13 protein-coding genes and 2 pseudogenes are annotated in these 11,428 nt (G+C 63.0%); 6 read left to right on the top strand and 9 right to left on the bottom strand.

Annotation, left to right across the window (positions count from 1 at the left end; all coding sequences use genetic code 11):
• Positions 1-301 (top strand): annotated as a pseudogene (locus tag OL599_RS25190) (hypothetical protein); the annotation flags it as partial.
• A 195-nt stretch (positions 302-496) separates the two neighbouring features.
• Here OL599_RS25190 and OL599_RS25185 read toward each other — a convergent pair.
• The gene (locus OL599_RS25185; RefSeq protein WP_283949944.1) at positions 497-1,324 is read right to left on the bottom strand and encodes an IS6 family transposase; all 828 of its coding nucleotides are present in this window, start codon (positions 1,322-1,324) and stop codon (positions 497-499) included.
• A gap of 22 nt (positions 1,325-1,346) precedes the next feature.
• Between OL599_RS25185 and OL599_RS25180 the strand changes: the two genes are divergently transcribed.
• Positions 1,347-2,048, top strand: coding sequence for an outer membrane protein (locus OL599_RS25180; protein ID WP_264716809.1), 702 nt, complete (start codon positions 1,347-1,349; stop codon positions 2,046-2,048).
• A gap of 64 nt (positions 2,049-2,112) precedes the next feature.
• Here the strand turns inward: OL599_RS25180 and OL599_RS25175 are convergent, their stop codons facing one another.
• The 6 genes from OL599_RS25175 to OL599_RS25150 all read right to left on the bottom strand — a co-directional run bounded on the left by OL599_RS25175 (position 2,113) and on the right by OL599_RS25150 (position 6,491).
• Positions 2,113-2,943 (bottom strand): c-type cytochrome, encoded by an 831-nt coding sequence (locus tag OL599_RS25175; RefSeq protein WP_264716807.1) that lies wholly within the window; start codon positions 2,941-2,943, stop codon positions 2,113-2,115.
• A 12-nt stretch (positions 2,944-2,955) separates the two neighbouring features.
• A complete protein-coding gene (locus OL599_RS25170) occupies positions 2,956-4,593 on the bottom strand; it encodes a cbb3-type cytochrome c oxidase subunit I (RefSeq protein WP_264716805.1) in 1,638 nt (545 codons plus the stop codon).
• Positions 4,580-5,122, bottom strand: coding sequence for a cupredoxin domain-containing protein (locus OL599_RS25165; RefSeq protein WP_264716803.1), 543 nt, complete (start codon positions 5,120-5,122; stop codon positions 4,580-4,582). The genes OL599_RS25170 and OL599_RS25165 overlap by 14 nt, the downstream gene beginning before the upstream one ends.
• A 3-nt stretch (positions 5,123-5,125) precedes the next feature.
• Positions 5,126-5,281 carry a hypothetical protein gene (locus tag OL599_RS25160; RefSeq protein ID WP_264716801.1) on the bottom strand — a complete coding sequence of 52 codons (156 nt, stop codon included), beginning with the start codon at positions 5,279-5,281 and terminating at the stop codon, positions 5,126-5,128.
• Positions 5,282-5,315: 34 nt separating this feature from the next.
• Positions 5,316-5,894, bottom strand: coding sequence for a c-type cytochrome (locus tag OL599_RS26125; RefSeq protein ID WP_264716800.1), 579 nt, complete (start codon positions 5,892-5,894; stop codon positions 5,316-5,318).
• A gap of 471 nt (positions 5,895-6,365) precedes the next feature.
• On the bottom strand, positions 6,366-6,491 hold the full coding sequence (locus OL599_RS25150) for a hypothetical protein (protein ID WP_264716799.1): 126 nt from the start codon (positions 6,489-6,491) through the stop codon (positions 6,366-6,368).
• Between the two features lie 544 nt (positions 6,492-7,035).
• Between OL599_RS25150 and OL599_RS26250 the strand changes: the two genes are divergently transcribed.
• The 4 genes from OL599_RS26250 to OL599_RS25130 all read left to right on the top strand — a co-directional run bounded on the left by OL599_RS26250 (position 7,036) and on the right by OL599_RS25130 (position 10,897).
• Complete coding sequence (locus tag OL599_RS26250) at positions 7,036-7,179, top strand: DUF2061 domain-containing protein (protein WP_408886998.1); 144 nt, start codon at positions 7,036-7,038, stop codon at positions 7,177-7,179.
• Positions 7,180-7,260: 81 nt separating this feature from the next.
• A complete protein-coding gene (locus OL599_RS25140; protein ID WP_264716797.1) occupies positions 7,261-7,605 on the top strand; it encodes a hypothetical protein in 345 nt (114 codons plus the stop codon).
• A gap of 76 nt (positions 7,606-7,681) precedes the next feature.
• Positions 7,682-9,682 (top strand): LodA/GoxA family CTQ-dependent oxidase, encoded by a 2,001-nt coding sequence (locus tag OL599_RS26120; protein WP_264716796.1) that lies wholly within the window; start codon positions 7,682-7,684, stop codon positions 9,680-9,682.
• 3 nt (positions 9,683-9,685) lie between these two features.
• Complete coding sequence (locus tag OL599_RS25130; protein ID WP_264716795.1) at positions 9,686-10,897, top strand: NAD(P)/FAD-dependent oxidoreductase; 1,212 nt, start codon at positions 9,686-9,688, stop codon at positions 10,895-10,897.
• Between the two features lie 136 nt (positions 10,898-11,033).
• On the opposite strand, the pseudogene OL599_RS25125 reads toward OL599_RS25130, so the two are convergent.
• Together OL599_RS25125 and OL599_RS25120 are read right to left on the bottom strand one after the other, a co-directional pair.
• Positions 11,034-11,237: pseudogene (locus OL599_RS25125) on the bottom strand (transposase); the annotation flags it as partial.
• 36 nt (positions 11,238-11,273) lie between these two features.
• The coding region (locus tag OL599_RS25120) for a transposase domain-containing protein (RefSeq protein WP_264716812.1) at positions 11,274-11,428 on the bottom strand (155 nt) is incomplete at its 5' end.

Raw genomic sequence — 11,428 nt, 5'->3', positions numbered from 1 at the left:
ATCGCTCAACGCGCCGGAGATCCGCGACGAGGCGGCCGAGGCGCTGCGGTCGTTGATCGAGCGCGTCGCCCTGACGCCAGACCCCACGGCCCCGGACGGCTTGGCGGCCGAACTGCACGGTGAGCTGGCGATGATTCTGAAACTGGCGACGTCGGCGGAACCCAGCGGTGGCGGCCGTCGTGGCAGCGGAACTCAGAACGAGAAACTCCCCAGAACGGATGTTCTGGGGAGTCAACTGTCGTTGGTTGCGGGGACACGCTACCGACGTTCCCATCATTCGACCGTTGCCATCTGGCCCTGATGGGAATGACGGCAGCTATTCGGTATTTGCGTCAACGCTTGCAGTCCTCCGCCACGCGAAGCGCGAGCACGAGATTGTGTGTGCAACGCGATGTCTTGTCCACCTGAAACTTTTAATCTTGGGGTCAAGGCTTCGAGTGGTTCTGTCGGTTCTCACGCCATTTCCACGGGACATCCTGAATGGCGGCTGTATAGCTCATGCGGTTTGCAGAATGACGAGCGCGATGCGGGTATTGCGGAGAAAGCGCCTACGGCGTCGGGGCGCTGGAACGTGTTGATTGCGACGGGAACGGTGACGAAGGAAATCGCGGAGTTCATCATGCTCTCGACAGAAGCGATCCGCCGCGTCATGGTTCTTGAAGCCGCGCATACATCGGATGCGGCCCTTGATGCCGCGATGGTCCTGTGCCAGCCGGTTGTTCAAATAGGCGCTGGTCCGGTGCCAGACCTCCCGGCCGAGCGTCGAGCGGATAGCCCTTGGATAGGAGCCGTGCCCGTCCGTCGTCACCCGGTCCGGCGTAAAGCCCCTGGTCGCCGTCGCCGAACGGAAGAACGCCCTGGCCGCCGTCATGTCGCGGGTGTCGCTGAGCATCGTGTCGACGAGGTTTCCGTCACGATCGATCGCGCGATACAGATAACACCAACGGCCCTGGACCTTCAGGTACGTCTCGTCGACATGCCAGCTCCGGCCGGATCGGCGCCGCATGCCGTGACGCCGCCAACGCAGCGCGTCTCCCATGACGGGCAGCAGCTTCGCTTCCCATGTCCGGACGGCTTCGTGGCTGACCGTGAAGCCGCGCAGCAGGAGACTCTCGCTCAGATCCCGCAGCGTCAGCCGATAGCGCAGACGACAGAACACCACGAAGGCGATGATGTCGCTCGGCAGGCAGGTCCGGTTCAGCACCCCGTTGCTGCGCTTGTTGAACTGCTTACCACAATCCCGACACCGGAAGCGGCGATAGCCGCGGGCGGTGACGTCCGGGCGCTCCGTCACCGCCGCCGAGCCACAGCAAGCACAATCCATCCGAACGCCCAATCAGCCTAAATTGGCGGAAATCCTACGGGAGTGGGCCCTTCACTGCCAGACCAGCCCTTTGGCGCGAGATCTGACAGAACCGACCAACAGCGCCGGCACCGTTTTCTTCAGCACGGCCGATCGTTCCAATTTGACCGGCGTCGTGGGCGGCGGTCAGTTCGGTTATAACTGGCAGGTGCAGAACGGTGTGTGGAGACTGGAAGCCAACATTCAGGGCTCCGGTGAAAAGGGCACCCGCAACTTCATTTGTCCAATCGGCGTCTGCACGCCCGCCATCGTCGGCGCTCTCCCGATTCCCGGCCCTGCCGTTCCGGTCTCGCTGACTGAAAAGCTCTTATGGTTCGGAACGGTGCGCGGGCGCGTCGGCGTGCTGGCCACGCCGGCCGCGCTGTTTTATGCGACCGGCGGTCTGGCCTATGGCGAAGTCGCCTCCAACATCTCGGTCGGTCCCCTGAACAGCTTCTCTCCCAACAAGACCAAGGTCGGCTATTCGGTGGGCGCCGGCGTGGAAGGTATGTTCGCCAGAAACTGGACCGCCAGGCTCGAATATCTCTACGTCGATCTCGGCAGCGTATCCGGCAGCCTGGCGACCGCGCTTCCCGCGCTTGGCGGAGGCACCCTTGTCAGCACCTACAGCTCGCGCGTGACCGACAACATCCTTCGCCTCGGCGTGAACTACAAGTTCGGCGGTCCCGGTATCGGGGCGTACTGAACTTCGCTACTCCTCCTGAAAAACTGGCCGGCGGCGACGCCGGCCTTTTGTTTGTCACCCGGCATCAGGGCCGGGGCGTTGCTGCATAATAGGCCGCCAGCCGCTCCATCTCGTCACTGGTGAGCGCTGTCGAAATTGTCCGCATCCGGGCATAGACGTCGTTGTGGCGGGTGTCGTGCGCGAAGGCCTGCAACTGGTTCAGGAGGTACTCCTTGTGCTGTCCGATCAGATTCGGCGTCTCGACGGGAGCGCCGGGGTTGCCGAGATGGCAGGCATTGCAGGCGGCGATGCTGCGCGCCGGGTCGCCGCGCACGGCCAGATTGGCGGCGACCGGGTCCTCGATGGAGCCGTGTTGCAGCGCCTGGCGGCTGGCGTAGTAGACGGCCAGATCGGCAATAGACTGATCGCTCCTATAGGTCGCGACGATGGACATGAGGTAGTTCTTCCGCGCGCCGGACCGGAAGTCGTGCAACTGCTTGTAGATCGCGTAGGCGGTCTGGCCCGACATGTTAGGGAATTGCGGATCGCTCGACAGGCCCTGGGCGCCGTGGCAGGCGTCGCAGACCCGCGACAGCTGGGCGCCGCGCGCGACATTCCCGTTCCGCAGTGCCCCCAGGGTGGCCGGCCCCCAGGATACCTGGGACACCGGAGTTGCTGCGGCCTCGCTGGAGGGTTGCCGGGCGATCGGGGTTCCGGGCTGCACGCCGATCGCACGGCAGATCGCTGACCACGCATCCAGTCCCACGGAAGCTCCCTGCACCACCGGCAGGACGACGAAGCCCAGCACGATGCCTGCGACAAGAACGACACCCACTGCCAACGCAGCGCCGCGACGAAATGTCCGGTCCTCGGCGGCGCGCTGCTCGGGCGTGAGGTCGAGCGGTTCTGTGGCCATCTCGGGCGGCTCCTATCGTATACGCTGCACGATCGCCTGAGGCGCCGGTTCGATGAAGAACTGCGCGATCGGGTAGCCGTAGGCGACCAGCATCAGCACCAGCACCGCGACGTTCCACGAGGTGAATCCGTTCAACATGCCGGGCACCCGACCGGGCGGATAGACGGCTACCGCGTAGGACATCGGCGCCGCAACCGAGACCTCGCCGCGTTGCAGCTTGAAGAGGTTCCATACAAACATCAGCGCGCTGACGACCAGCACCAGCCCGCCGATGACCGAAACGATCACGTACGGCGCCCACGCGGCGACGATGGGATCGGCGTAGTTGAACTCCGCCACCCGCCGCCACTGACCCTGCAGGCCGAGCCAGTGCCAGGGCAGCGTAGTGACCATCATGCCGATGAACCACAGCCAGAGCTGCATGTTCATGGCACGCGCCGACTGCACGGCGCGTCCGGTTAGCGTCGGCCAGATCTCGTAGGCTATCGCGAAATACATGATGACGGTGGTACCACCGAAGATCAGGTGGAAATGCGCCGTGACCCACGAAGTATTATGGATCATGGCATTCATGCCGTAGCTCATGTTCACAATGCCGCCGAGTCCGCCGAACCACAGCATGACGAACGACAAGCCGGTGGCCAGGACCATCGGTCGGTCCCAAGGCAAGGTCCACAGCCAGCCGAACGGCCCGTGTCCCCCGCGCAGCCGGCCGGCGATCTCCAGGGAGGCGCTGATGGTGAAAACGGTCATCAGCGTCGGGATCGTGACCAGGGACGTGAGCACCGTCTGCAGAAACTTGAACCCAGTGCCGTGCTCGGGGTCCATAAACAGGTGGTGGATACCCACCGGCAGGCTGTAGAGGAGGAACAGGATGAAGGCGATCCGCCCCATCGTGTCGCTGTACAACCGCCCACCGGCGGCGCGCGGCGCCAGCGTGTAGAACGCGATGTAGGCCGGCAGCAGCCAGAAATAGACGATCGCGTGCAACGTCCAGCTGAACAAGGTGCGGGACAGGCCGACGTCCACCGTCTCGGTCCAGCCGAGCGCGCCCGGGATCACCTGGAACAGCAGCTCGCACCCCATGCCCACCGTCGTCCACAGCCATAGCATGACGTTGGCGACGGTCGCGAACATCACCAGCGGCACGGCCTCGCCGCGGTTCTCCCGCTTCCACGCTGTCATGGCGAGAATCATCAGCGCGCTCCAGATCCATGACCCGACAACGACAAGAATAATGCCGATGTAATAGGAGGCGGCGACCGAGAGCGGCGGATAGAAAGTGTATAGCACCGAGGCGCGTCCCATCAGGACAGGCACCGCCGCGAGCACGACGCCGACGACGCCCATGCCGAACCCGATCCAGGCGGCCCAGCGCGCCGGCAACGGGCGTTCCAGAGCGGTCACCGCGACGAAGTAGCCGAACCCCATAATGAAGAAGGTCGGCAGCACGTAAGCCATCACGGTGCCGTGCAGCGTCACTGACAAGAAGTAGTTGTGCGGTGTCGAGAAGGGCGCCGGCAACGGGCTGCGCGCCCACATCTGCCAGCCGCCGAGCACCGCCGCGGCCGCGAATGCCACCACCGCGAGCCAGAGATGCGCGAGAACCAGGGGAGCCGTCCGGCGGTCAATGTCGTCAATGCTTCGCACAGGCGACCCTCCCTTGCGCGTCGGGCTTGAATTGGTCCGCCGGCAGCACCTGTACCCGACCCAGCATCGCGCTGTGGCCAAGGCCGCAGAATTCGTGACACGGCATCGGCGTCTCGCCCGGTTGGGTGAACGTCGCGTGCACCTGGGAGACGTAGCCCGGCACGACCATGGTGTTGACGTTGGTGCCGGCGATCAGGAGCCCGTGGATCACGTCGGGGCTCGCGAATCGCAACGTGATCGGCCGGTTCAGCGGCACGGCGACGCATGGCGGCAGGAAGGCGTACTGCGTCGCCACGATCCGCGCGGTGACGCGGCCATCGCCCGACACCTGAGTGCCAAGGTTCTGCTCGGTGAATTCGTCGGAGAGCTGGAGGGTCTTGGGGTCGATACGCTCGACGTTGCTGGGCGGAGAGATATGCAGGGCCAGGGCTGCATAGATGATCAGCCCGAGTATCCCCGCCACCAGCACGCCCATGACGGCGCCCCAGCGCAGCTCGGTGCGCAGGATCTCCTGGTGCGAGCTCGCCATCGGCTAGCCCACCTGACCACGCGGGAGGAACACGAAAAGATAGATGAGGAGCCACGCGAGCATGAGCACCCCGACGGCCGTGCCGGCGAGGGCAACGGCACCCCGGGGGACCACCCCCAGCACCGACTCCAGCTGGTCCGACTTGTTCCCTTCAATCATCGGGTCCGCACTCCCTCCGCTGCGTTGTGCCCGCTCACTGGCCCGCCCTGGACGCGGCGATGTCCGCCACAGTGACCTTGGCCGCCGCCGGGTCGCCGAACTGCGTCAGTACAAAATTCGCCAGCGTGGCGAGCTCCGCATCGCTCAGGCCGCCCGGCATTCCGACCGAGCCGTCGAAGCCGGGCATGAAGACGACTCCCGTGGCCGCCGTCGTGCGCTGCACGCCGTTCAGCAGCACGGCGATCAGGTTCGACGGGTCGCGATGGCCGGTCGTGGTGTTGTGATAAAGCGAGGGGAAGTAGCCGTCGCCCGCGCCGGTGGCGCCGTGGCAACTCGCGCAGGAGGTATTGTAGAGTACGGCGCCGCCCTGCTCGGCGCTGAGATGCGCGGGCATGATCCCGCGCGGCACGAGTTCCGGCGCCAGCGGCTTGCCGCGCGCCGAAGCGGCGATCTGATCGGCGGGGTCGCGGACCGGCGGCTGGCTCGCGAGCCATGCCGCAAGCGCCTCCACCGCCGCCGCCATCGGGCCAGCTGCCTGCGCCCGGTCGGGCGCCGCCCCGTTGCGGAGATACTCGACGACACCGGCGCGCGACCAAGCGCCGATGCCGCTCACCGGACCGGGCGTGATGTTGGGGGCAAGCCACGCCCCGACCTTGTTGCCGGATAGCGCCGGCCCTTTTTCCGGAGAGGAGAGTGGCAGCCGACGCAGCCGTGTGAGCCCGCCACCGCCTGCCCCTGCGCCTCCGCCGCCTCTGCCGCGGCCGACGTTGCGGCGCGGGCGGGGGAATCCGGGAAGGACCAGCAACAGAGTGGCAACGACAGTCGAGCCGCACGCTGCGGCTACAAGGCAGGAAGCGGTGCGCATCGACGCCGGCCGCACAACTCTACCCGCCGGCATCGCCGCGACGTGGCAGATCAAGGCCTGATCCTGATGGGCGTAACCTGGCTTCATGGCGAGAGGTCCCCATGGAGATCTCGAACGTCGCGTCGAAGGCATCCGCTTTGGGCGCACCGATTGAGAACATGGCAACCGGATGATTGCGGGTCGCGTCCTCCTGCCGGTCTTGCGCGGTCGAAAACTGTGTCAGATCTCTCGGCGGGCGCGCAGCTTGCCGGGTGGTGGCGCGAAATCGGGCGCGTCCATCGTCAACGTGGCCTGCTCCGCCGGATCGGTCTGCAGAAGAACCCGATTGAGAGGTGTCGACAACATGCCGCCTCCATAGTCCTGCAATCGTCTTGGAGCGTCAGGAGTCTTGGAGCGTCAGGTCACCGGGAGAGTCAGGTTTCTCGAACTTCAGTCGGGCGTAACTCATCTTCGATATGAGAGCATTCGGAGAACATCGTGGGCGCGCGCAGCGTGCGGTACTATAGATCAGAACATCGCCGCGGCATTGCCACAATCGTGCAAGTCCTCGTGATCGTCGAATGACGGGTGGTTCGAGTTCGACCGCGGCGGTGCCATCCCCGGCACCGATCCAGCCGGCAGCCGTCAGGTTTGGCGGTGGAATTCCCGGTCGTGAGGGACGCGGCGCTTCCGCGGGAAGGAACCGGCTGCCCATCGCTGTTCAATCCGGCGCTGGAATTCAAGAAGGATCGCGCTCATGGCTGCTCCTTGCTGTTCAGAGCTGCCCCCATTGCGACCCAACGCAGAGAGTTGTCAAAAGGTCGTGCAATTCTAGGATATGCACGACATCGCGCCGATGAGAGGCGTGTGACAGCCGGCCGCCGTGATATGATGCAAACTGATAGACCGGTTGGAGAGACCCAGCGCGATCCTGTTCAGCGGCAGCGAAACCCATTCACGGTCGGCCCTCAAAGCCATCAGCTGGCGAATCCTTGGGACCCTCGACACCTTCGCGATCAGCTGGTTCATGACCGGCAAGGTCGGGCTTTCCTAAATCCTGTTTCACAATAATGTGTAAGGAGGGGCGCTGCAACCAAAGGGGCAATGGAACATGGACATCAGACGTAGATATAACATGGACATCAAGCGTAGATATTTCGTCAAGGGGTGCGCAGCGGCCTCTGTCCTGTTGCTGCCGGGCATCGCCAGCGCCGCGAAGGGCGAGAACGCGAACAACGCACCGGCCACAGGTGCCGATTCGCACATCGAGAAATCGATCAAGGCGAGCTTCGGCGGTGGCTTCTCGGTACGGTCTCATACCCGATCAGACGGACTGACCTACGCCGACATCGAACATTTTGGCAATCGGTACGAGGTCGCCTCTGCAGACTTGCTGGACTGGAAGATCGTTGGGTCCTCTCTGAGCAACCCGGGCTTCGCATCTCCTTCCGTCAGCAGATTGTCGATTTCTATGGTGTGAGAACACTTGGATATTGGTGGCTGAGGTGCCCCTTCCGCGCCGAATTAATAACAGCAATTTGTAGAAGGGATGAGCCGTGTCCGAGAAGATCGAGAGCATTCGCATCCACCCCGGTATCGGCATTGCGCGCTTGGGGGACAGTGACGAGTTTTACATCGGTCCCGAAGCGCCGGGGGTCGTGGTCGATCCGGGCGGTAGCGATGGACCGGGGCCGAACGGTGGAACCTACCGCGACAGCGGGGCGCGATTGAAACGCCAGGCGCAGCGGTACCGGGTGTATGCCTACGATGCCAACGACAAGGTCGTCGCGGAGCTCACGTCGGATTCGGGCCTGGTCCAATCCGTGCGCTGGCGGGTCCATGTCAGGAACATGAAAGCGGCGAATTATGCGTTTCAGGGTGCGTATCTGTTTGACCCGGACAAGTTGCGAAACCCGTCCATCCAGCCCGGGAAGAAGCCGATCGAACGTGATAAGCTAATCATCGATCCCGGTGTGCATACGATCGCCTCCGGGCAGGCCGGACCGGTCGTCATGAAGGGTGATGTTTTCACTGGCATTGAAAAAGGTTCGTTGCCGGGCGAATTGCGTTTCGAGGGTTTCACGCCGAAGGACCCTTCGAAAGAAGTTGAAGTCACTTATAAAGCCGCCAAGGATATCGAACTGGGGGAGCTTCGCCTCGATTCCAAGGACCGTCTGCTGTTCGTTCCCGGGCGCGGGAAAGGCGAATGCGTCACGACACCCAAGGTGGCGTTGTCGAACCCGAGTGAAACAATCACCCCTCCGAACGGCCCGGAGAACGGTAAAAACCCACTGACGAACCAATTTGCCTATTTCAACGTTCCAGGCTGGTGGGACGATACCTGCGGTGGCGAAATCGACGTCACGGTCACGCTCAAGGACGGCACTGTCTTGAGTACACGCGACAACGTGAAATCGGTAACGGACGAAGGCACGAGGAATCCGCGTGCAGGGGCATGGATCGTCACCGCACCACCGAAGTTTGCACCCCACATGTACCACGTGGTGTCCATTCTGGATCGCGTCTATGAGGCTTTTCCTGAGGCTTACCCCTACGCCGGGCAGAAGACGAATTTCTACCGCGATGTCTATCCGGTCTTCGCCAACGCGGTTAACTACGGTTGGGTGAGCGCCGAGGCGGCGGGCGTCACGCCCGAGATAAAGGACATCGCCCATGGCCCGAGGCAGCCGGGCAACTTGCTCAGCCCCGAGTACATGTCGGCGTTGGCCGATCCACTCGACAAAAGCAAGCCGATAAGACAGATGGTCTATGATCTGATGCGGCGTGCGCCCGGAAAGCACGGACGGCTGGTCGATTCGTTGCTACCCGTCCCTCCGCAGCGGCCAACCAGTTGGAAGAGCGAAGAGTTCAAACGCTCCGAGGAAGACTTCAAGATGCCCAAGCTGTGGGGCTCGGGGGGCAAGCCCCTACAGAATCAGCAGTTGGGCAACAATCTCCCGGACCAATTCTTGAGCCTGACCGACTGGCAGTTGAATCATTTGAAGTACTGGGCAGACGGAAATTTTGAGGTCGGTGTCCCGCAAAAACCCGTATCCCTGGAGCAATTGCCGTTGACCGAACAGCCGCATGCACTCGACAGCTCGGCGCTCGAACCGACCATCGGTGGTGGCTTTCACCCGGGTATAGAATTCCCCTACTTGATCCTCTATCGGGAGAATTTCGCCGAGGCGTTTCGCGTGAACAAAGACATCGAGCCTGGCTCGCTCGCTGCCTATATGTCGAGCCCGTGGCAGGGCGACTTCTGGTCGTGTAACGTGGCATGGTGGCCAACACAACGGCCAGATATCGTTTTCGAGTACGATAAAAAGAGCCAGACGAGAACCTATAAGGAGTGGTTCCGCGGATACGATGCTAACGGCGAACCGCTATCGTCCACCGATGGTTACAACCAGATGGCGTATGCTTGGTCGAAACTGGGGATGGTGCTCCCAATCAAGACCGAGGACGGCGGTTTCTTGAAAGACAACGGCGAGACCGTGTTCGTCGAACAAGAGCGTGATCCGGCACTGAACCGGCCGCCCGCCAAAGGCAAATAATTCGTGCCATCGACCCGACACGACGGGACCAATACAACATGGGACGTTGTTATCGTCGGCGCCGGACCGGCGGGAGCCGCAACCGCGATCACGCTGGCCAAGTACGGCCAACGTGTGCTGTTGGTGGAGGAGCGGGTATCCACTAGCTTCAAGCTGGGCGAGTCGCTGCCGCCGACCTCTATCGGTCTAGTCAAGCACTTCCTGGGAGACCCTGAGGGTCCAGAACAGAATCTTCCAGGCCTTTTCAGAACGGCTGGCAACGTTTCGCTATGGGCGACCGAGCAGGCGGATGTCGCGGACTTTTTCTTCACGCTGACCGGCTTCGGCCTGTGCGTCGAACGATTGGCTTTCGATGAGGCCCTGCGGTCGAATGCGGTTGCAGCCGGTGCAACCTTGCTCAAGGGCGTCCGCTTCCAATCCTGCGCACGTATCGCTGACCGTTCTTTCAATTGGCAACTGAGGCTAACCTCGGAAACGCGGACACGACAGTATCGCGCACGCTATCTGGTCGACTGTTCCGGTCGGCGGGCGGTCGTGGCCAGGACGCTCGGTGTCCAGACCGTCCACAACGACGACCGGTTGTTCGCCTATGCACAATGGTTTTCCCGCATCGGCGACGATGATGACCGCTATACCCGGATCGAGGCCGCGCCACACGGCTGGTGGTATAGCAACCGCTTGCCAAGCACTGAAGGCAATGAAACCAAGCGATTGGTGGTTTTGCACACCGACAAGGACCTGCCGGCGGCGAGAATGGCTGCGTGTCGGCAAGGCTTCGATCAGCTGCTGGACGACTCGACGCATATCGCGCCATTGCTCAAAGCTAGGGGCTATCGCCCCTGCGGGACAATCCGAGGCGCACCGGCCAACAGCCAGCGATTACGGGACTTCTGCGGTGACGCTTGGATGGCGGTGGGCGATGCGGCGCAAGCATACGATCCGCTGTCGTCGCAAGGTATCGACAAGGCGCTTAGGACGGCCAGCCACGCCGGACACATGATCCATTACGCGTTGACAGACTGTCCGCAGGGCACGGCGGGATTGGACAGCCGCAATGCGTACGTCCATCGATACGATGAGCAACAGCGCCAACTCTGGCAAGCGTACTTGTCGCAACGAGATTTCTATTATGGCATCCAGCCCCGCTGGTCTGATCAGCCGTTCTGGCAACGTCGGCGGCAGTTGGCGAATGAAGCTAACCCGGATTATGCATGAGGCGAAGGTTTTGCGGAGCCGCTGTGGCTGGGCAGCGGTTTACGCGCCCGATGCGGGGGCGTTTGGTTAGGCGCGGTGGTGGCTGGGCGTTAGGGTTGATTGGATCGGGGCGGTTCGGGGGCGGCGGCCCCGTTGCTCAGATGGTCAGATGGGACATGCGCGTCAGCGCCAGGACGAAGATGGCCTGATCCGGTGTGGCCCGCGGCAGGTGCAGGCGTACGCAGCGCTTCAGCACCTCAAGCCGTGCCGCCAGCTTGAGCAGGCGCAGCCGCAGTGTGTCGAACTGGGCGACCCGCCAGGACGAGCGGCGCGGCATCAGCGCCCGCAGGCTCCACATCAGCGTATCCATCCGACGATGGCCGCGGAGACGGGTTGGTTATGCTGCTGCGGCGTTGGTTTGGTCGAGATATCGCCAGTTCCACGGTAGCAACTCATGCAGACGCGACGCGGGGTGGTCTGCGATACGGCGCAGGACGTCGGCCAGCCAAGCGCGGGGATCGACGCCGTTCAGCTGGGCAGTGACGATGAGCG

Origin of the sequence: Limobrevibacterium gyesilva (assembly GCF_025989185.1) — a bacterium.
GTDB lineage: Bacteria > Pseudomonadota > Alphaproteobacteria > Acetobacterales > Acetobacteraceae > Limobrevibacterium > Limobrevibacterium gyesilva.
Note: the sequence above shows the minus strand (reverse complement) of the source record. Positions and strands in the feature narration are given on the sequence as shown.

Excerpts from the sequence above, each read along its gene's own strand:
- OL599_RS25160 (WP_264716801.1), bottom strand. The coding sequence starts at position 5,281 with ATGATTGAAGGGAACAAGTCGGACCAGCTGGAGTCGGTGCTGGGGGTG.
- OL599_RS25175 (WP_264716807.1), bottom strand. The coding sequence starts at position 2,943 with ATGGCCACAGAACCGCTCGACCTCACGCCCGAGCAGCGCGCCGCCGAG.
- OL599_RS25140 (WP_264716797.1), top strand. The coding sequence starts at position 7,261 with ATGGACATCAAGCGTAGATATTTCGTCAAGGGGTGCGCAGCGGCCTCT.
- OL599_RS25165 (WP_264716803.1), bottom strand. The coding sequence starts at position 5,122 with ATGGCGAGCTCGCACCAGGAGATCCTGCGCACCGAGCTGCGCTGGGGC.
- OL599_RS25185 (WP_283949944.1), bottom strand. The coding sequence starts at position 1,324 with ATGGATTGTGCTTGCTGTGGCTCGGCGGCGGTGACGGAGCGCCCGGAC.
- OL599_RS25150 (WP_264716799.1), bottom strand. The coding sequence starts at position 6,491 with ATGTTGTCGACACCTCTCAATCGGGTTCTTCTGCAGACCGATCCGGCG.